Genomic DNA, 19364 nt, shown 5'->3' on the forward strand with positions numbered 1-19364 from the left:
GGGCCGGGGGAAACCCCCGGCCCGCGTTGGAGAAGCGGCTGTTACAGGTACTGACCGGTGTTGCTGGCCGTCTCGATGGAGCGGCCGGCTTCGGCGCCCTTGCCGCCGGAGACGAGCGTGCGGATGTAGACGATCCGCTCGCCCTTCTTGCCGGAGATGCGGGCCCAGTCGTCGGGGTTGGTGGTGTTGGGCAGGTCCTCGTTCTCGCGGAACTCGTCGACGCAGCTGTCGAGCAGGTGCTGCAGGCGCAGCCCCTTCTTGCCGGAGGTGAGGAATTCCTTGATGGCCATCTTCTTGCCGCGGTCCACGATGTTCTGGATCATGGCGCCGGAGTTGAAGTCCTTGAAGTACAGGACTTCCTTGTCTCCGTTGGCGTAGGTGACCTCGAGGAACCTGTTCTCCTCGGTCTCCGTGTACATCCGGAGCACGACTGCTTCGATCATCGCGGCGACGGTGACGTCACGGTCGTTGCCGTGCTCGTTGAGGTCGTCGGTGCTCAGCGGCAGGTCGGACAGGATGTACTTGCCGAAGATGTCCTTGGCCGCCTCGGCGTCCGGACGCTCGATCTTGATCTTCACGTCGAGCCGGCCGGGGCGCAGGATGGCCGGGTCGATCATGTCTTCCCGGTTCGAGGCGCCGATGACGATCACGTTTTCCAGGCCCTCGACGCCGTCGATCTCGCTGAGGAGCTGGGGAACGATCGTGTTCTCGACGTCGCTGGAGACACCCGAGCCACGGGTCCGGAAGATCGAGTCCATCTCGTCGAAGAACACGATCACCGGGGTGCCCTCGCCGGCCTTCTCACGGGCCCGCTGGAAGACCAGGCGGATGTGCCGCTCGGTCTCACCCACGTACTTGTTGAGCAGCTCCGGGCCCTTGATGTTGAGGAAGTAGCTGGTGTGCTTCTCCTCGCCGCGCCGCTCGGCGATCTTTTTGGCCAGCGAGTTGGCCACCGCCTTGGCGATCAGGGTCTTGCCGCAGCCGGGCGGGCCGTAGAGCAGGATGCCCTTCGGCGGGCGCAGCTGGTGCTCCCGGAACAGGTCGGCGTGCAGGAACGGCAGCTCCACGGCGTCGCGGATCTGCTCGATCTGCGAGTGCAGACCGCCGATGTCGGTGTAGTCGACGTCGGGGACCTCTTCGAGGACGAGTTCCTCGACCTCGCTCTTGGGGATCCGCTCGTAGGCGTACGCCGACCGCGGCTCGATCATGAGCGAGTCGCCGGCACGCAGCTTCGCGATGTCGAGCGAGTCGGCCAGCGAGACGATCCGTTCCTCGTCGGCGTGCGAGACGACCAGGGCCCGGTCGCCGCGCTGCCCGTCGGGGCCCGCGAGGACCTCCTTGAGCGTCACCACCTCGCCGGTGCGCTCGAAGCCGAAGGCGTCGACCACGTTCAGCGCATCGTTGAGCAGCACTTCCTGCCCGCGCTGCAGTTCCTCGGCCTCGAGGGACGGGGAGACCGCGACGCGGAGCTTGCGACCGCCGGTGAAGACATCGACGGTGCCGTCCTCGTGGGCCGACAGGAATACGCCGTAGCCGCTGGGCGGCTGGGCGAGCCGGTCAATCTCTTCCTTGAGAGTGACGATCTGGGCGCGGGCTTCCTTCAGGGTCGCCACGAGCCGGTCGTTGTTCTCGGTCAGTCGGGCCAGCTGCGCCTGCGTTGCCGCGAGCCGTTCCTCGAGCTGCCGGACGTGTCGTGGGCTTTCGGTCAACTTCCGCCGAACAAGGGCGAGTTCCTCTTGCAGGAACGCGACCTGGCTGGAGAGATCGTTGGCCTCTTTCTCCCAACGTGCGGCGCGTGAATCCGCCTCGTCGTTACGTGCCACGTCCCACCTCCCCGGGGGCTCGAACGTCTTGGGACAACACTAGCCGCTGCGGGCCGGATTTCGACCCATGCAACACCCTCGTCACCGAGTCTTGATCCATTCGGCCGGTGTTCGCAAGGTGATTGTCGGGGGGTTCCGGTACCGTCGGCCGGGTTGTTTTCCCCCGCCGGCGTGCATCGGGCGCGGCCGGCGGCACGATGGCGTCTACCTGCTGCGCAGCACCGAAGCGGGCCCCTTGCGCGGCAACGCGATGCGGCGTACGGGGAATGCGGCGGCCGCCGGGCCGGCCCGTCGATGCGTGGCCCGGAAACCCGGAAAAAAGTCACACCGCCGAAACGTGTGTTCAGGGGTCGGGGCGACCCCTACAGTGTCGGGCGCCCCACCAGTGACGCGACGACGCGGGAGAACTCCTCGAGCCGGGCGATCTGACCCGGGCCGCCGTCGTCCAGCGTCTTGCCGAAGCGCAGCGCGTCGTGCCGGATCGTGGCGCGCGACTCCCCCTCGTCCATGCCGGGCGGCGGCACGGCGTCGTCGACCGAGCTCAGCAGCAGGTAGACGTCGATGCTGTCGACCCGGGCCTGCCCGTTGGAGGTGCGCGTCAGGCGGCGCCGGCAGCCCACCTCGGTGACCGTGGACAGCGGCACCACCCGCAGCGACGAGGTCATCGAGCCGACCGGGCCGTCACCGGGGGCGACGTCCTCGCCGTGCCAGAGCACCAGGCGGCTGCCGTCGCAGATGACGACTTCCTGCCAGACGCCGTTGACCTCGTTGACGAAGCGCTCGAGGGTGAAACTGAGCACCGAGGCGCCGCGCAGGACGCCGAACAGCGCGTCGAGCGCCACCTCGGGATCGCGCAGGTAGGCGCGGGCGGCCGAGTCGAGATCCTGGTAGGGCGACCAGTCGGGGAAGACCGCCGGCATCTCGTTGCTGCCGCCGAACGGCGGAGAACTCATCGCGCCCACCCGATCCTCCCCGAGCCGTGCCACTGCCGAAAAGGAAGCTACCCGACCGCGTGGCGCCGCGTCACATCTCTGGCGAGGGAGCCAGGTCGGACGGTGTTTCGTCGATCTTTGCGTCGGTCTGCGCGGCCGCCGCGAGCGCGGCCTGGGCGGCCCGCCGCAGCGCGTACGCCTCCGCGCCCTTGCTCGGCTTGCGCCGGCGCGGCGGGGCGGTGACCCCGGGCGCGAGCTTGCGGGCCGACACCAGGAACGCCGTGTGGGCGATCATGCGGTGGTCGGGGCGGACGGCCAGGCCCTCGGCATGCCAGTCGCGCACCAGCGATTCCCAGGCCCGCGGCTCGGTCCAGCCGCCGCGCTCGCGCAGGGCCTCGACCAGCTCGGACAGCTGCGGCGTGGTCGCCACATATCCCACGAAAACCCCACCCGGCAGGAGCGCCTTCTCGACCATGTCGAGGGCCTCCCACGGGGTCAGCATGTCGAGGACGATCCGGTCGAAACCGGTCTCCGGGTTGCCGGCCACGTCGCCCGAGTGCAGATGCCAGGCCGGGTGCGGGCCGCCGAAGAACGACTCGACGTTCTTGCGCGCGATCGCCGCGAAGTCGTCCCGGAGCTCGTACGAGTGCAGTTCTCCGCTCGTTCCCACGGCCCGCAGCAGCGAGCAGGTCAGAGCCCCGGAGCCGACACCGGCCTCGAGAACCTTGGCGCCCGGGAAGATGTCACCCATGGCGACGATCTGGGCGGCGTCCTTCGGATAGATCACCTGGGCGCCGCGCGGCATCGAGAGCACGTAGTCGCTGAGCAGCGGGCGCAGCGCGAGGTAGGCCGTGCTGCCCGTGGAGGTGACGACGCTGCCGTCGGGCAGGCCGATCAGGGCGTCGTGCTCGAGCGCGCCGCGGTGGGTGTGGAACGACTTGCCCGGCTCGAGCACGATCGTGTGCATCCGGCCCTTGGGGTCGGTGAGCTGGACGCGGTCACCCACCCGGAACGGCCCGCGGTGGGCGGGCTGCGATTCGTCGACGACGGGGGCAGGGGAAATGGTCACTACTTCTCTCTCTGCTTCACGGGGCGTGCGGCACGGCGGGGTTCCAGCACCTGGGCGACATCACCCACCCGCAGGACTCCCACCACATCCTCGCCCGCGGTGACGACGTATTGCGCGGCAGGGTGAGCCTGCAGCGCGCGCACCACCTGCTCGCCGCTGAGCCCGAGCGCAAGCGCGGGCACCGAGTCACGCGAGCGGGAGACGCTGTCGACGGCCACCCACGGGCGCCGGTCGACCGGAACGCGCTCGGCGGCGACCGGGTCGACCAGTGCGGTGAGATTACCGGCCGAGTCCGACACGGCCAGCACCACGCCCGGCCTCGGGTCCTCCGAGCGGCGGCGCTGGGCCTCGCCGAGCGGCGTGCCGGCGGGCACGGTGAGCAGCGGGCGGGCCAGCCGGTTGAGGTCGACCAGCGGGAACCGGCGGGTCATCCGGGCCAGGCGGATCGACTGGCCCGCGCCCTGCCACAGCGTGAACACCACCAGCAGCAGGAACAGCAGGCCGAGCAGGGTGAGCGTGCCCAGCCGGTAGAACCAGAACGCGGTCATGCCGGTGCTGAACGCGATGAGGCGGCCCGCCCAGCCGGCCAGCTCGGTGGCCCGGTTGCGGTCCTTGAAGATCGCCCACAGGCCGGCGCGCAGGGCCCGGCCGCCGTCCAGCGGCAGCCCCGGCAGCACGTTGAAGATCGCCACCAGGATGTTGCTGGCGGCCAGCTGGAACGCGATCTGACCGGCCATGGTGCGGTCGGGCAGGGCGATGAACGCGGCCGTGGCGAGGCCGCCGAGCACCAGGCTGACGGCCGGGCCGGCCAGGCTGACCAGGGCATCGACGCGCGGGGTGGGGGCGTCGCGGTCCATCTCGGTCCAGCCGCCGAGCAGCTCCAGCGTGATGCCGCGTACCCCGATCCGGAAGCGGCGGGCGGTGAGCGCGTGGCCCAGTTCGTGCAGCAGCACCGAGCCGAGCAGGCAGAACACGAAACCGAAGCCCACCGCGTACGCCACCGGGCCGGGCAGGTCGAGCTGCTCGCGCACGTAGTTGCCGTAGACCAGCGTGACCAGGGCGGCCAGCAGCACCATCGACCCGTTCACGAAGATCGGGATGCCCAGCACACGCGCCACCGGCCGCCCGGCGCGCCGTGTCTGCCGCCGCTGCCGTGCCCCGTTGCTGCTCGCCGTGCTGTCGTCCACGGCGTCGATGCTACGGAAGCGACCTGAGAACCCCCTCTCAGCGTTTTTGTCGTACCTCTGCCCTAGCCTCTTGGGCATGACGGTCTCCCCCGCCGAAGTCCAGGCGCCGCATGCGGGCCCCTCGTTGTCACCGTCGCGGGCGGCCGACTTCAAGACCTGTCCCTTGCTGTTCCGCTTCCGCACGATCGACCGCCTGCCCGAGCAGCCCAGCGCCGACCAGGTCCGCGGCACGCTGGTCCACGCCGTGCTCGAGGCGCTCTTCGACCTGCCCGCCGCCGACCGCACCCCCGAGGCCGCGGCCGCCCTGGTCGCCCCCTCCTGGCAGCGGCTGCTCGAGCGGGAACCCGAGCTGGCCGAGATCTTCGCGGCGGCCACCGGTTCTGAAACGCCCGGCCAGACCGTTCTAGAACTTCCGCCCGACCCGGCCGCCGCAGCCGCCGAGGCCGACGCCACCGGCGGTCTCGCCTCGTCGGCGGCCGGCGAGCACGCCCGGCTGGCGGCCTTCCTGACCAGCGCCCGGGCCCTGCTGCCGGGCTATTTCGCCGTCGAAGACCCGCGCCGCCTCGAGCCCGCCGAACGCGAGACGCTGGTCTCCACGCTGGTCGACGACGAGCTGCTGATCCGCGGCTACATCGACCGTCTCGACGTGGCCCCCGGCGGCGACCTGCGCGTGGTCGACTACAAGACCGGCGGCGCCCCGCGCGAGGCGTTCGAGGGCCGTGCCCTGTTCCAGCTCAAGTTCTACGCATTGGTGCTGTGGCGCACCCGCGGCGTCGTCCCCCGGGTGCTGCGCCTGCTCTATCTGAAAGACGCCGAGGTCTGCGACTACAGCCCCGACGCCGAGGAGCTGGAGCGCTTCGAACGCACCCTGGTCGCGCTGTCCGAGGCGATCGAGCGGGCCAAGCGCGAGCAGAACTTCCTGCCCAAACCCAGCCGTCTGTGCGGCTGGTGCAGCCACCAGGCCCGCTGCCCGGTCTACGGCGGCACCCCGCCGCCCTACCCCGCCACCGCCGACGTGCCCCTGCAGGCGGACCCGGCCGATGACGACCGCCTGGCCTGAGCCCTAGGGTGTCGCCATGCTCTCGACCGTCGCCGGTGACCCGCGTTGACCGCCCCGCGCCCTCTGCGTGTGCTGGTCGCTGACGCGGCGCCGATGCAGCGGTCGGGTCTGCGGGCCATCCTGACGGCCGCGACCGGCGGGCCCGTCGAGATCGTCGTCGCCGGGGAGACCGGCGACGGCGGCGAGGCGGTCGATCTGGCCCGGCGGCTGCTGCCCGACGTGCTGATCGCCGACTTCGCGCTGCCCCGCGTCGACGGGCTGGGTGTGGCCCGGGCCGTCTCGGCCTCCGGCCTGCCCGTACGCGTCCTGCTCCTCACCGAGCACGGCGCCGACGAGGACGTCCTGGCCGCCATCACCGCCGGCGCCGCCGGTTTCCTGCTCAAGAACGCCCCGGCCGAGGAACTGGTGAGCGCCGTGCGCGCCGTGGCCGCCGGCGGCGCGGTCATCACTCCGCCGGTGCTGGCCCGCATCCTGGTCCGGGTGGCCGAAGCCCTGCCGGCCCCCGAGACCACCGCCCCGGACAAGCTCGGCACCCTCACCGAACGCGAACGCGAGGTGCTGATCCACGTGGCGCGCGGCCACTCCAACGCCGAGATCGCCGCCGCGCTCCAGGTGAGCGAGACGACGATCAAGACGCATGTCGGCCACGTGCTGACCAAGCTGCGGCTGCGCGACCGCACCCAGGCCGTGGTCCTGGCCTACGAGACCGGCCTGGTCAAACCGGGCGCCTAGCGCCGCTACCGGCGCTGACAGCGGCGCCGGCTCAGTCGTGGCGGCGCGGGTCGGGGGTCGGGCCGCGGCTCACCGGCCAGTCCGGCGGCGTGAAGCGGCCGGCCCTCTTGCGGCGGCCGGCGAGGAGGCGGCGGCGGGCGTTGCTCTCGATTCCGAAGCGGTTGTCGGGCAGCATCAGCGGACTCCCTCGGTGGCGCGGTGGATGTGGATGTCGCCGCTGGCCGTACGGACCCGCAGCTCGATGGTGGCGCCGGTGGGCGGGGTGTCGTCCTGCGGCGTCAGGTCGCTCGTGGTCCGGCCGGAGGCGGTGTTCAGGTCGAGCCACACCCCGGCGCCGGCGGTGATGCCGGCCTGGACGTCGCCCGACGCGGTGCGGATCTCGCTCTGGCCCGTGCTGAGGCGCCCGACGATGATGTCGCCCGACGCGGTGGACGCCCGCAGCGAGCCGCCGACCGCGCCGATCAGCACGTCGCCGCTGGCCGACTTCACTTTGGCGTCACCGGTGACGTCATTGACGCGCACGTCGCCGGAGGCGGTGTCCAGCTTGACCGAGCCGCCGACGCGGCCCACGCCCAGGCCGCCGCTGGCCGAGTCGACCATCACGTTGCCGGTCGCCTCGCCCAGGTCCACGTCGGCCGAGGCGACGTCGAGCTTGACGTCGGACCAGACACCGGCGGCGCGGATGTCGGCGGAGGCGCTCTTGCCGTGCAGGAGGCTGCCGCGGGGCACGCGGGCGCTGATGGCCAGCTTGGCCGACCGGCGCCAGATCTTCGCATCGTGCGGCACCTCGACGACCAGGGTGTCGCCCTCGAGGACGACCCGGGTCTTGTCGGCGGCCTCGCGGGAGCTGTCCCGGTCGTCCATGGCCTCGACGGTGACCTCGACGGTGTCGCGATCCTCGGCGTAGAGGTCGACGACTCCGGCGTTGGCACGCAGCGAGACCGTGACGGGGGTGGGGTGCTCGAACTCGTACATGAGGGGTCTCCAGACGGTGAAAAGGGCATGCGGAAACGCTCGGCCCTCACCAAGGGGCAGAGTCAAGGACAGGGGCGGTCAGGCTTGGAAGAAGCCCGTGACGCGCTTGGGGCGGCCGCCGCCGCCGGGAAACGGCGGGGGCACGTTGACGGCCATGGTCACCGCGCGCACCAGCCACGCGTTGACGGAGATGCCCTCGGCCGCGGCCGTCTGCTCGACGTGGGTCTTGAGCGACTCGGGCATCCTCAGGGTGAGGCGGGTCAGGTCGCCACCGTCGGGCGGCGGCGCGGTGGGCGGGGCCGGAGGCGCGGGCGGCACCGGCGGCTCGGGGGTGTGGTGGCTGACGACCAGGTCGGCGTCCCGGCCGCGCAGCCGCACCTCGACGCTCGACTCGGGCAGCCGCGTGGTGATCTCGGCGGCGGCGTCGGAGAGGGCCTCGAGCAGCGCCAGCCGGGCCGACGACTCGAGCGAGTGCCCGAGCAGTTCGGCGGCGCGTACGGTTTCCGGCCCGGCCGGCGCCGCGGCGGCCGCGAGGTCGGCCCGGAGCGTTTCGAGGTACGGCGACAAGTCCATGTCACCACTATGACGTCATGCATGACGTCAGTCAAGCGTCACGGTGACATCTCAGGGTCGACCCTGAGTGCCCCCTGGGTGTTTCCCGTATCGAAATCTGGCGTCCCTCTACGCCCGTGGTCGGACGCCTGAGCGCTCGTACGACGAAACACTGATCCGCACGGGCCGGCCGACGGGGGCGGCCCGCACGGCTAGGGGGCTGGACGATGAACGGGACGAGAGCGCAGGAGCCGGTCGCGGCGCGCGCCGACGACGTGTGGAAGGTCTACGGCTCCGAGGAGGCACGCGTGGTCGCCCTGAGCGGGGTGAGCGCGAGCTTCGCACGCGGCAAGTTCACGGCCATCATGGGCCCGTCGGGCAGCGGCAAGTCGACGCTCATGCACTGCCTGGCGGGCCTGGACACGGTCACCCGCGGCTCGGTGCACATCGGCGGCACCGAGGTCACCGGGCTGAGCGACAAGGCGCTGACCCGGCTGCGCCGCGATCGGGTCGGGTTCATCTTCCAGCAGTTCAACCTGCTGCCGACGCTGACCGCGGCCGAGAACATCCGGTTGCCGCTGGACATCGCCGGCCGCAAGCCCGACCCGCAGTGGTGGGACACGGTGATCGGCACGGTCGGCCTGGGCGACCGGCTCGGCCACCGGCCCAGCCAGCTCTCCGGCGGCCAGCAGCAGCGGGTGGCGTGCGCGCGGGCCCTGATGAGCCGCCCCGACGTCATCTTCGCCGACGAGCCGACCGGCAACCTCGACTCCAAGGCCGGCGCCGAGATCCTGTCGTTCCTGCGCAGCAGCGTGATGGAGCACGGGCAGACGATCGTCATGGTCACCCACGACCCGGTCGCGGCCGGCTACACCGACCGGGTCGTGTTCCTGGCCGACGGCGCGATCGTGGCCGAGCTCGACAACCCCACCCCCGAGACGGTTCTCGAGGCGATGAAGGCCGGGGAGGTGCTCGTCTGATGCTGCGTGCGACGCTGAAGAGCCTGCTCAGCCGCAAACTCCGGCTGGTGCTCTCCGGGCTGGCCGTCGTGCTCGGCGTCATGTTCGTGGCGGGCGCGTTCGTCACGACGGACACGCTCGGGCGCACCTTCGACAAGCTGTTCGCCGAGGGCTACTCGCAGATCGACGTGGCGGTCACGGCCAAGCCCAAGGTGGCCGTGTCCGAGATGGAGGGCGAGCAGATCACCACTCCGCTGCCGGCCTCGCTGGTCGACCAGGTGGCCAAGGTGCCCGGGGTCGGCAAGGCGACCGGCATCGTCTCCGACGACGGCGCCCGGGTGATCGGCGCGGACGGCAAGGTGGTCACCAGCTACGGCCCGCCGCGGATCGGCATGAACTGGGTCGGCACCGACGACCTGATGCAGATGCGCCAGGGCCGCGGCCCCGAGAAGGACAACGAGATCGCCGTCAACCAGGCGGTCGCCGAGGCGGCCGGCATCAAGGTCGGCGACCGGGTGGGGGTGCTCACCCAACTGCCCAAGCAGACCTTCACGCTGGTCGGCGTCTGGGGTTACACCAACGACCGGGACAGCATCGGCGGCGTCCAGGAGGTCGCCTTCACCACCGCGCAGGCCCAGCGCTCGATGCTCGGCCAGGCCGGCGTGTTCACCCAGATCAACGCGCGCTCGGCCGACGGCGAGACCTCCGAGGCCGTCCGGGACCGGATCGCCGCGCAGGTCGGCGGGGGCTACGAGGTCAAGACCGGCGAACAGCTCGCGGCCGACAGCTCCGCGAACTTCAAGGACGCGCTCGGCTTCTTCAACAACATCCTGCTCGGCTTCGCCGGGGTGGCCCTGTTCGTCGGCACGTTCCTCATCCTCAACACCTTCTCGATCATCGTGGCCCAGCGGACGCGGGAGCTGGCGCTGATGCGCGCGCTCGGCGCCGGACGCCGCCAGGTGATCACCTCGGTGCTCGTCGAGGCGCTGGTCATCGGCCTGATCGCGGCCGTGCTCGGCCTGGGCGCGGGCGTCGGCGTGGGGGCGCTGCTGGTGACCTGGTTCGGCTCGATGAGCGGCGGCCTCGATCCGGCCCCGGTCGGGGTGCCGATGGCCGCGATCCTCAGTTCGCTGATCGTCGGGGTCGTGGTCACCGTGATCGCCGCGGTCCTTCCGGCCGTACGGGCCTCGCGGATCTCGCCCATCGCCGCGATGCAGGACGTCGCCACCCCCGACCGCCCGCTCACCCGGGTCACCGTGGCCGGGGCCGTCATCGGGGCGGCCGGCGCGGCCCTGCTCGGCGTCGGCCTGTACGCCACCGACTCGCTCTGGCTGATCCTGGGCGGCGTGCTCGTCACGTTCGTCGGCGTCGCCCTGCTCACGCCGCTGATCGCCAAGCCGGTCGTGTCCGCGCTGGGCCGGCTGTTCTCGTGGTCGGTGCCCGGGCGGCTGGGCCGGCTCAACTCGGGCCGCAACCCGCGCCGCACGGCCATCACGGCGGCGGCCCTGATGGTCGGCATCGCCCTGGTCACCGGGGTCACGGTGGTGATCGGCTCGGTCAAGGAGAGCCTGGCCTCGCAGGCCGAGGACACGGTCAAGGCCGAGATCGTCATCGGCGGCGAGCAGAACGGCCCGCGCCCGCCGGTGTTCGACGACGCCGTGCTGGCCGCAACCGCGAAGATTCCCGGCGTACGGGCGGTGGCCGGCATCTGGAACGAGCAGGTGCTGGTCAACGGCGAACGCGAGTACGTCACCGCCACCGACGACCTCGCCAAGCTGACCGAGGCGTACGGGTCACCGGCCCTGCCCGCCCTGAAACCGGACCAGATCGCGGTCAGCACCGAGCAGGCGACCGAGCACGGCTGGGCCACCGGCAGCGTGGTCGAGGTGCAGATGCCGCGCGGCGGCGAGCACCGCTACACGATCGTCGCCACCTACGACGAGGACCGGGTGCCGGGCAGCATCATGCTGCCGTTCGCGGCGACCAAGGAGTTCGGGCTCACCCAGCCGATCTTCGGGTTCGTCCGGCTGGCCGGCGGCGTTTCCGTCGATCAGGTGCTGCCGCAGGTCAAGGCGCTGGTGGCGGACAGCCCCGAGGTGAACGCGACCGACCGCAGCAGCTTCATCAACCAGCAGGTCGGCGGCCTGGACACCGTCATCACGATGGTGCAGGTGCTGCTGGGGCTGGCCATCCTCATCGCCGTCCTCGGCGTGATCAACACGCTGGCGCTGTCGGTGCTGGAGCGCACCCGCGAGCTGGGCCTGCTGCGCGCCGTCGGCCTCGGCCGGGCCCAGACGATGCGGATGGTCACCGTCGAGGCCGTGGTGATCTCGGTCTTCGGCGCGCTGCTCGGCGTCGTCGTGGGCTCGGGCCTGGGGGCCGCGGTGGTGCAGGCCCTCGAGGGCGAGGGCATCACCGACCTGGTGCTGCCCTGGACTCAGATGGGCCTCTATCTCGTGCTGGCCGCCGTCGTGGGCGTGCTGGCCGCGGTGCTGCCCTCGATCAAGGCGGCCCGGCTCAACGTCCTGACCGCCATCGCCCACGAGTGAGGCCGGCGCTGCGGTGACGCTGAGCCGGGTGGGGACTCAGCGTTCCGGCTGCAGCAGACCCCGGTGCACGAGCAGACCGGCCAGATATTCGGGGTCCACCCCCACCAGCGAACCGCGCAGGTGGACCCCGTCGGTCGGCGGCAGCTCCAGTTCGGCCGGCACGGCCAGCACGGTCGCCCCCGAGGCGAGCGCGCTGGCCACGCCGGTCGGCGAGTCCTCGATCGCGACGCAGTCCTCGATGGCCACGCCGAGCAGGGTCGCGGCGGTGCGGTAGGGCTCCGGGTCGGGCTTGGGCATCACCACTTCGTCGCCGCAGACCACGACGTCGAAGTTCTCGCGGCCGAGCGTCTCGAGCGCGACCTCGACCAGCCGGCGTCCCGTCGAGGTGACCAGGGCGGTGGGCAGCCCGGCGAAGCGTACGGCGTGCAGCAGTTCCAGAGCCCCCGGCCGCCACACCAGCCCCGCGCCGAACAGCTCCAGCACCCGGTTCGTCAGCCACTCGACGTCGGGCGCCTCGGGCCGGTCGGGCTGGCCCAGGTCATCGCGCAGGATCTGCATGCTGTGACCCATGCTGCTGCCGATCATGGCGTGCCGGGCCTCGGGAGACAGCGTGCCGCCGGCGCGCGCCGCCAGCTCGTGCAGGGCGATCTCCCAGACCTTCTCGCTGTCGACCAGCGTGCCGTCCATGTCGAAAAGCACCGCGGCGGGTTGTCGCGCGTTCAGGATGAGCCTCCGTGATCGTGATGAGCGTCGGGACCATTCTCCCCCGCGAGACCGGTTCCGCATGGCTGTTGACTGCATCACTGTCCGGCCGCTCGCCTCCCGCGGGTAGCTTCGGCGGCATGAACGCCGAAGTCGTCACCCTCAGCACCCCCCGGCCGGTGCGGCGCGCCCTGCTCGGGCAGCGCTGGGCCGACCTGGCGTTCCTGCACTGGCCGGTCGACCCCGCGCTGGTCGCTCCGCTGCTGCCGGCCGGCACGGCGCCCGACACCCTGGACGGCGTCACGTACGTGGGCCTGATCGGCTTCCGGATGGAGGGCGTGAGCTTCCTGTCCGGGCCGGGCGTGCCCTACCTCGGCACGTTCGCCGAGACCAACGTCCGCCTGTACAGCGTCGACGCCGACGGCCGGCGGGGTGTCGTCTTCCGCTCGCTCGAGGCCGCGCGCCTGATTCCCGTCCTGGTCGCACGCGCGTCGCTCAACCTGCCGTACATGTGGTCCCGGATGCGCCTGACCCGCGACGGCGACACCCTGAGCTACACCACCCGCCGGCGCTGGCCCGGCCCGCGCGGCGCCGCCAGCGAGATGACCGTCCGGATCGGCGCGGCCATCACCGAGCCGACGCCGCTGGAGCAGTTCGTCACCGCGCGCTGGGGCCTGCACACCACCGCCTGGGGCCGCACACTGCACTTGGCCAACGAGCACCCGTCGTGGCCCCTGCACCGCGCCGAGCTGCTGTCGCTGTCGGACACACTGATCGGCGCGGCCGGACTGCCCCAACCGGCCGGCCCGCCGGTGAGCGTGCTCTATTCGCCGGGAGTGCCGGTCACCTTCGGAGCGACGGCCTAGCCGGCGGGGCGGCGGGCCAGGGCCACGTCGGTGCAGACCTGGAACTCGATCACTCCGCCGAGCTCCCAGATCACCGCGATCGTCTCGTCCAGCACCACGGCGGCGGTGATCGGGTCGAGCATCCGGTACATCGACGTGGACAGCAGATACTCGCGGTACTGCTGGGCGTCGTAGGTCAGCCGGGACTCGTACCGGCGGCTGTGCAGATCGGTGAAGCGCCCGTCGGTGAGCCCGAGGTCGGCCCACTCCTGCTCGAAGTCGCCCAGCGGGGCCAGGCCGGCCGCGCTCCTCCGGTGAGTCGTCCGGTCGGTCAGCCCGTGCCGGGCGTCCACCTCGGCCAGCGCCGCGTGCAGACCCGGATCGGCGACCAGGAACATGTTCCAGAACGGCGCGAACAGCCCGCCCGGCGCGAGCGCGCCGAAGGCCAGATCGGCCCGGCGCGCCGGATCGACCCAGTGCCAGGCCTGACCGCTGACCAGCAACCCGTACGGGCGCGGGGGTGTCCAGTCCTCGAAGGCCGACTCGACCACCTCGACGCCCGGCACGTTGCGGCGCAGCACCTCGGCCATCCGCTCGTCCGGCTCGACGCACGTCAAATCGACGCCGCCGCGGGCGAACAACCGGGTCGCCTTGCCCGTGCCCGCGCCCACCTCGAGCACCGGACCGGGCCCGGCCAAGCTCAGCAGCTCGCGGGCCAGCCGCGCCGGATAGCCCGGCCGGACGCGGTCGTAATCGTCGGCGACCTCGCCGAACACAGTCCTGCGCTCACGCACCCGGCCACGGTAGCGGCTGCGGCGCCGGCGGGCAGTCCCGCTCAGCCGGTCACGACGACCACCTTGCCGCTGACCCGGTTCTCCTCGATGTCGCGGTGCACGTCGCGGATCCGGTCGAACGGATACTCGGCCACCGGCCCCAGGCTCAGCGTCCCGGCGGCGATCCGGTCGAGCACGTCCTGCAGCACGGCCGGCGGCAGCGACCCGGCGTCCCCGCTGTACGAGGTGAGCCGGACGCCGGTCGGCAGGTAGCCGATGGGATAGAAGTCCGGGACGGTCCACTGGTTGGACAGCATCCCGGCGAAGCAGACCGTGCCCTGCACCCGGGTGGCGGCCAGCGTGTCCGGCAGCGACGAGGTGCCGACCAGCTCGAGGGCCGCGTCGACGCCGTCGCGGGCGATCTCCCGCACCCGGGCCGCGACCGCGCCGTCGTCCAGGATCGGATGGTCGACGCCGTGCGCCGCCAGCTCGCTGAGCCGCCCCGCCTGGCGGGTGGTGGCCAGCACCGTGGCGCCGAGATCGCGGGCCAGCGCCGCGGCGGCGTATCCCAGCGCCGAGGTTCCGCCCCGGACCAGCAAGGTCTGCCCGGCGCGCAGGCCGAGGCCGATCGTCAACGACCCGTACGCGGTCTGCAGGGTCTCGGGAACGCTGCCCAGAGTCGCCCAGGGAAGCTCGGAGCGGAACGGGATGACCTGCTCACGGGGCACCATCGTGAACTCGGCATACCCGCCGTCGAAGGCGCGGCCCATGCCACCCATCAGCGCGGCGACCTGCTGCCCCGGCCGCAGGTCGCCGTCCGGCGCCGCGTCGACCACGCCCACGGCCTCGATGCCGGGCACCACGGGCAGCGCGGCGCCCTCGGCGTAGCCCAGGCGCAGATGCAGCTCGGACCGGTTGACGCCGAAGGCGCGGACCCGGATCCGCACCTGCCCCGGCCCCGGCACGGGCAACGGCAGATCACGGAACTCGAGGTTCTCGACGGGACCGGGCTCCGAAAGGACGATCGCTCTCATGCCCGGCCCAACAACATTCCACGGAATCTAATTCCACGGAATCTTTCTGTTACGGTGACCGGCATGACCCGCGACGACCGGCGCATCCGCTGGCTGACCGACCTCGTACGGGTCGAGATCGAGCTCTGGGAGCACGTGGACGCCCGGCTCAAACAGGCGCACGGCCTGTCGCTGGCCGCCTTCGAGGCGCTCTACACGCTCGACCGTTCCGGGCAGGAGACGCTGCGGATCGGCGACCTCGCGCGTGACCTGCGCATCACCGTCGGCGGCGCGAGCAAGCTGGCCGAGCGGGTGCGCGCCGCGGGCCTGGTCGAACGCCGCCCCGACCCCGCCGACCGGCGCGCCAGCCTGCTCGCCCTGACCGCCGCCGGGCGCGACATGCTGGCCGGGGCGGCCCGCACGTACGACGCGGCGGTGGCCGAACGGCTCGATGGTGTGCTCAGCGTGGACGAACAACGGCAGGTGCACGCCCTGGTGTCCCGTTTGCTCAACAGACCTACAGCAAGCGCACAGCTGGACGACGCACAGTAGAGGGACTTTCCACCCCCGTCACTGGAGGTCTTTGTGGTCCTCGCGCTCGTGGACTTTGTGCTGCTGCTGGTGCAGCTGTTGCTGGTGGCGAGGGCCCTGCTCGACTGGAGCACGGTCCTGGCCGGCCCGGCCGCTCCCGGCGGTTTCCGCTCCCGGCTGATGTCGGGCGTCTACACCGTGACCGAGCCCATCCTCGCCCCCGTACGCCGCGTCGTGCCGCCCCTGCGCCTCGGCGGAGCCGCCATCGACGTGGCCTTCCTGATCGTGTTCTTCGGCATCGTCATCATCCGGGCGATCATCTGACGGCGCCCGGCCGGCCCTACCCGTGGAGGCCGCCGGTCGCGCGCACGTTCTGGCCGGTCACCCAGCCGCCCTGGTCCGAGACGAGGAACGCGACGACCGCGGCCACGTCGCCGGGGCGGCCCAGACGGCCCAGCGCGGTCATCCCGGCGACGGCCTCGATCGCCTCGGGCGGGTTGGCCGCCCGCAGCGTGTCGGTGTCGGTGGCGCCCGGCGAGACCGTGTTGACGGTGATGCCGCGTGGGCCCAGCTCCCGCGAGGCGACCACCGTGAGCTGTTCCAGGGCGCCCTTGCTCGAGCAGTACAGGGCCAGCCCGGCCGCGGGCAGCAACGTGTTCAGCGTGGAGATGTTGACGATCCGCCCGCCGTCACGCAGCAGCGGCGCCGCGCGCTGGATGGCGAACAGCGGGAACTTCGTGTTGACGGTGAACACCCGGTCGAACTCCGCGGGCGTCAGCTCCCCGATCGGCGCCGCCGTCACCAGTCCCACGTTGTTGACCAGGATGTCCAGACCAGCCCGTACGGGCTCGAACATGGCGTCGAGACCGTCGAGGCTTTCCTGATCGGCGCGCACCGCGGTCGTCCCGGGGTTGGCCGCGACCACGCCGTCGGCCGCCTCCCTGTCCCGCCCGTACGTGAAAACGACCGTCGCGCCCCGGGCGGCCAGCTGCTCCACCACCGCCCGGCCGATCCCCTTCGACCCGCCGGTGACCAGCGCCGTCTTCCCTTCGAGAGTCATGCGGGCACGCTAGGACTCAGGGGCGGCGCGCGTCTTGGACGTTTGCGACCATGAGCGGCGGGGTGGCCAGGTGGGCCGCCAGTTGCGTCGGGGTCAGCCCGGCCATCGCCCGCGTCTCCCGGGCCAGGTGCGAGTGGTCGGCGTACCCGCTGTCGGCCGCGGCCTGCGACGGCGCGGCCCCGGCGCCGAACCGGTCGACGACCCGCTGGAACCGGGCGATCCGCGCCACCGTCGCCGGGGACAGGCCCACGTGCTGCCGGAAACCGCGTTCGAGGCTGCGCCGGGTCACCGCCAGCTCGGCGGCGAGCGCGCTCACCCCCGGCCGGTCCGGCCGTTGCAACCGCTGCCAGGCCGCGAGAACGGCCCGGTCGGGCGTGGCCACCCGGGTTCGCCGCAGGCCGGCCACGAAATCCTCGATCAGATCGAACCGCTCCGGCCAGCCCGGCCGCGCGCCCAGCCTCCCCGGCAGCTCGGTCGCCGCCGGCCCCAGCAGCTCGTCAAGGGGCACGGCGCCGGCCCTCAGCTCCCCCATCGGCACCCCGAGCAGGGCCGCCGTGCCGAGCGGGGTGAGCCCGACGCTGACCCCGTGCCCCCACGTCGTCTCGCCGCGCGTGGTGGCGCACTCCCGCGGACCGAGCACCAGCCCCGACCGCGAACCGAAGTCCACGATCACCGTCGCGTACGCCAGCGGCAGCAGCAGATGGGCGATCGGCCGCCCGTGACCGGACCGGAAACCGGAATATCCCAGCACGTACGGGCGCAGCTCCGGCCGGGCCGTCCGCACCGCGACCTCGCACGGCTCGGCCGAGATGACCGCCGGCACGGACTGGATCTGAGCCCCCATGCGTCCCAGAGTTCGCCCGCCCGCGGCCCCGGGTCAAGCCATCGCGCAGCGGTTCCCGCCGGAGCCGGTCAGGCCGGCGCGGTCTCGTACACGCTGCGGGCCAGCACGGCGGCACACCGCAGGTTCCGGTAGCGCCCCCGATGGTCCAGCCCGTAGCCGACGATCAGCCCCGGACCGACATCGAAGCCCACGTACGTCGGAATGTCCGCGAAACGGGCCGGCTCGGGCTTGCGCATCAGCGAGCACACCGCGATCGACGTCGGGCCGCGCCGGGCCAGGTTCGTGATCAGCCACGACATCGTCAGCCCGGTGTCGATCACGCAGTCGACGATGACGACGTCCCGGCCCGTGATGTCCAGATCCAGATCCTTGAGCAGCCGTACGGACCCCGACGCGCGCTTGTGGGTGCTGTACGACTTGATGGCCATCCAGCCGATCTCGACCTGCCCCGGGTACGCGCGGGCCAGGTCGACCGTGAACGTGGCCGCCCCGCCCAGAACGCCCACCAGCACCGGCGTACGGGCTCCGAAAACCTCATGAAGCTCGGCCGCGAGCACCGCGACCCGGCTCAGGATCTGTTCCTCCGTCAAGATCACCGCTTCGAGATCGTCGGCGACGTGTTCGGCGTCCACAGCTGTCCCCCTATCGGGTTGATCACGGGCAAGTTAACGGCCCGTGACCGAAAAGGCCTTCGATTTCCGACACGCCCCGGGTGTCTTTTCAGGGCTGTTCAACTTCTAGTAAGGTCCGCGCGGTCAGTCGTTCATGTTTCGGGTCTCACCAGGAGTAACGGTATGGCGCAGCGGTATCCCCTCGAAGTGATCCGCGACCGCACGTACAAGCAGCGGGACGCATGGTGGACCGTCGGTCTCGTCGACCCGCTCGCCTCCCGTCTGGTCTGGCTCGTGCAGCCGTGGCGATCCGTGACCCCGAACCGGCTGACCCTGCTCGCCTTCGTGGTCGGCGTCGCCTCGGCGTACAGCTTCTGGCAGGCCGACTATCCGTGGCTGCTGCTCGGCGCCCTGCTGTTCCACCTCAGCTTCGTCCTGGACTGCATGGACGGCAAGATCGCCCGGCTGAACGGGACCGGCTCGGCCTTCGGCTCCTGGCTCGACTACGTGCTCGACCGGCTGCGCGTCGCCGTCTGCGCCGTCGGCCTGTTCGGCGGCCAGTACGCGGCCACCGACAACATGGCCTACCTGTGGCTCGGCGGCGTGGTCGTCTTCCTCGACATGTTCCGCTACCTGAACGCCCTGCAGATGGGCAAGGTCCGGGCCGAACTCAACCAGGACACGGTCGTCATGACCGACGAGGACGCCGAGGCCGGCGCGGTCGCCCCCGCCCCCGTCGCCACCGGCAACGAGTCCGCCGTGTGGCGGCTGCGCAACTTCCTGGTCCGCCACCGCATCCGCCCGCACCTGTTCAGCGGCATCGAGTTCATGATGTTCGTCTTCATCATCGGCCCGGTGGCCGCCCAGATCCTCCTGCTCGGCGCGGCTTCGTCGGTGCTGATGGTGGCCTTCGAGCTGCTGCTGATCTACCGCCTGTACGCCTACGCCAAGCGCAAGCAGAACACCAAGCCCGCGGTCGAACAGGCCAGCCCCATTCCGGCCACCGTCTAGCACAACTCCGCGGCCCCGCCGCACTTATCCACAGCAGACACTTATCCACGTTGAGATGCTGGGTGGCCCTTGGCGGCGAGTCTGACTCGTTATCCACATGGCATCCGCGATAGAACTTGGTGGATCTTCGGCGTCG

At 71.5% G+C, this 19364-nt stretch carries 21 protein-coding genes; 8 read left to right on the plus strand and 13 right to left on the minus strand.

Features of this window, described 5'->3' with window-relative positions:
• Positions 1-41: 41 nt before the first annotated feature.
• The 4 genes from arc to ACZ3I4_RS37370 form a co-directional block, all read right to left on the minus strand.
• Positions 42-1823 (minus strand): proteasome ATPase, encoded by a 1782-nt coding sequence (arc, locus tag ACZ3I4_RS37355; RefSeq protein WP_465386822.1) that lies wholly within the window; start codon positions 1821-1823, stop codon positions 42-44.
• A gap of 362 nt (positions 1824-2185) precedes the next feature.
• Positions 2186-2776, minus strand: coding sequence for a hypothetical protein (locus tag ACZ3I4_RS37360; RefSeq protein WP_166661368.1), 591 nt, complete (start codon positions 2774-2776; stop codon positions 2186-2188).
• Positions 2777-2846: 70 nt separating this feature from the next.
• Complete coding sequence (locus tag ACZ3I4_RS37365; protein WP_465386823.1) at positions 2847-3824, minus strand: tRNA (adenine-N1)-methyltransferase; 978 nt, start codon at positions 3822-3824, stop codon at positions 2847-2849.
• Entirely contained in the window at positions 3824-4933 is a 1110-nt protein-coding gene (locus ACZ3I4_RS37370) for a site-2 protease family protein (protein WP_465386850.1), read from the minus strand. The genes ACZ3I4_RS37365 and ACZ3I4_RS37370 overlap by 1 nt, the downstream gene beginning before the upstream one ends.
• 154 nt (positions 4934-5087) lie before the next feature.
• Between ACZ3I4_RS37370 and ACZ3I4_RS37375 the strand changes: the two genes are divergently transcribed.
• Together ACZ3I4_RS37375 and ACZ3I4_RS37380 are read left to right on the plus strand one after the other, a co-directional pair.
• Positions 5088-6071 carry a RecB family exonuclease gene (locus ACZ3I4_RS37375; RefSeq protein ID WP_465386824.1) on the plus strand — a complete coding sequence of 328 codons (984 nt, stop codon included), beginning with the start codon at positions 5088-5090 and terminating at the stop codon, positions 6069-6071.
• A 69-nt stretch (positions 6072-6140) separates the two neighbouring features.
• Positions 6141-6803 carry a LuxR C-terminal-related transcriptional regulator gene (locus tag ACZ3I4_RS37380; RefSeq protein ID WP_465386825.1) on the plus strand — a complete coding sequence of 221 codons (663 nt, stop codon included), beginning with the start codon at positions 6141-6143 and terminating at the stop codon, positions 6801-6803.
• Positions 6804-6834: 31 nt separating this feature from the next.
• On the opposite strand, the gene ACZ3I4_RS37385 is transcribed toward ACZ3I4_RS37380, so the two are convergent.
• The 3 genes from ACZ3I4_RS37385 to ACZ3I4_RS37395 form a co-directional block, all read right to left on the minus strand.
• Entirely contained in the window at positions 6835-6978 is a 144-nt protein-coding gene (locus tag ACZ3I4_RS37385) for a hypothetical protein (protein ID WP_465386826.1), read from the minus strand.
• Positions 6978-7778, minus strand: coding sequence for a DUF4097 family beta strand repeat-containing protein (locus tag ACZ3I4_RS37390; protein ID WP_465386827.1), 801 nt, complete (start codon positions 7776-7778; stop codon positions 6978-6980). The genes ACZ3I4_RS37385 and ACZ3I4_RS37390 overlap by 1 nt, the downstream gene beginning before the upstream one ends.
• 78 nt (positions 7779-7856) lie before the next feature.
• A complete protein-coding gene (locus ACZ3I4_RS37395; protein WP_465386828.1) occupies positions 7857-8351 on the minus strand; it encodes a hypothetical protein in 495 nt (164 codons plus the stop codon).
• 206 nt (positions 8352-8557) lie between these two features.
• Here ACZ3I4_RS37395 and ACZ3I4_RS37400 point away from each other — a divergent pair, with 206 nt between their 5' ends.
• Together ACZ3I4_RS37400 and ACZ3I4_RS37405 are read left to right on the plus strand one after the other, a co-directional pair.
• On the plus strand, positions 8558-9310 hold the full coding sequence (locus tag ACZ3I4_RS37400; protein WP_465386829.1) for an ABC transporter ATP-binding protein: 753 nt from the start codon (positions 8558-8560) through the stop codon (positions 9308-9310).
• Positions 9310-11838, plus strand: coding sequence for an ABC transporter permease (locus tag ACZ3I4_RS37405; protein ID WP_465386830.1), 2529 nt, complete (start codon positions 9310-9312; stop codon positions 11836-11838). The genes ACZ3I4_RS37400 and ACZ3I4_RS37405 overlap by 1 nt, the downstream gene beginning before the upstream one ends.
• A 36-nt stretch (positions 11839-11874) precedes the next feature.
• On the opposite strand, the gene ACZ3I4_RS37410 is transcribed toward ACZ3I4_RS37405, so the two are convergent.
• The gene (locus ACZ3I4_RS37410) at positions 11875-12537 is read right to left on the minus strand and encodes an HAD family hydrolase (protein WP_465386831.1); all 663 of its coding nucleotides are present in this window, start codon (positions 12535-12537) and stop codon (positions 11875-11877) included.
• 143 nt (positions 12538-12680) lie between these two features.
• Between ACZ3I4_RS37410 and ACZ3I4_RS37415 the strand changes: the two genes are divergently transcribed.
• A complete protein-coding gene (locus ACZ3I4_RS37415; protein ID WP_465386832.1) occupies positions 12681-13406 on the plus strand; it encodes a YqjF family protein in 726 nt (241 codons plus the stop codon).
• On the opposite strand, the gene ACZ3I4_RS37420 is transcribed toward ACZ3I4_RS37415, so the two are convergent.
• Both ACZ3I4_RS37420 and ACZ3I4_RS37425 read right to left on the minus strand, forming a co-directional pair.
• Positions 13403-14179, minus strand: a complete 777-nt coding sequence (locus ACZ3I4_RS37420; RefSeq protein ID WP_465386833.1) for a class I SAM-dependent methyltransferase — start codon at positions 14177-14179, stop codon at positions 13403-13405. The genes ACZ3I4_RS37415 and ACZ3I4_RS37420 overlap by 4 nt on opposite strands.
• A 41-nt stretch (positions 14180-14220) precedes the next feature.
• Positions 14221-15192 carry a zinc-binding dehydrogenase gene (locus ACZ3I4_RS37425; protein ID WP_465386834.1) on the minus strand — a complete coding sequence of 324 codons (972 nt, stop codon included), beginning with the start codon at positions 15190-15192 and terminating at the stop codon, positions 14221-14223.
• Between the two features lie 63 nt (positions 15193-15255).
• On the opposite strand from ACZ3I4_RS37425, the gene ACZ3I4_RS37430 reads away from it, so the two are divergent.
• Both ACZ3I4_RS37430 and ACZ3I4_RS37435 read left to right on the plus strand, forming a co-directional pair.
• Positions 15256-15723 (plus strand): MarR family winged helix-turn-helix transcriptional regulator, encoded by a 468-nt coding sequence (locus ACZ3I4_RS37430; RefSeq protein WP_465386835.1) that lies wholly within the window; start codon positions 15256-15258, stop codon positions 15721-15723.
• Between the two features lie 33 nt (positions 15724-15756).
• Positions 15757-16026, plus strand: a complete 270-nt coding sequence (locus ACZ3I4_RS37435; RefSeq protein ID WP_465386836.1) for a YggT family protein — start codon at positions 15757-15759, stop codon at positions 16024-16026.
• Between the two features lie 16 nt (positions 16027-16042).
• On the opposite strand, the gene ACZ3I4_RS37440 is transcribed toward ACZ3I4_RS37435, so the two are convergent.
• The 3 genes from ACZ3I4_RS37440 to ACZ3I4_RS37450 all read right to left on the minus strand — a co-directional run bounded on the left by ACZ3I4_RS37440 (position 16043) and on the right by ACZ3I4_RS37450 (position 18238).
• Entirely contained in the window at positions 16043-16762 is a 720-nt protein-coding gene (locus tag ACZ3I4_RS37440; RefSeq protein ID WP_465386837.1) for an SDR family oxidoreductase, read from the minus strand.
• Positions 16763-16778: 16 nt separating this feature from the next.
• On the minus strand, positions 16779-17606 hold the full coding sequence (locus tag ACZ3I4_RS37445; protein WP_465386838.1) for an AraC family transcriptional regulator: 828 nt from the start codon (positions 17604-17606) through the stop codon (positions 16779-16781).
• 68 nt (positions 17607-17674) lie between these two features.
• Complete coding sequence (locus ACZ3I4_RS37450) at positions 17675-18238, minus strand: phosphoribosyltransferase (protein WP_465386839.1); 564 nt, start codon at positions 18236-18238, stop codon at positions 17675-17677.
• A 162-nt stretch (positions 18239-18400) separates the two neighbouring features.
• Between ACZ3I4_RS37450 and ACZ3I4_RS37455 the strand changes: the two genes are divergently transcribed.
• The gene (locus ACZ3I4_RS37455) at positions 18401-19228 is read left to right on the plus strand and encodes a CDP-alcohol phosphatidyltransferase family protein (RefSeq protein ID WP_465386840.1); all 828 of its coding nucleotides are present in this window, start codon (positions 18401-18403) and stop codon (positions 19226-19228) included.
• The last annotated feature ends 136 nt before the right edge of the window (positions 19229-19364 follow it).

The organism is Actinoplanes sp. NPDC021490 (assembly GCF_055562135.1).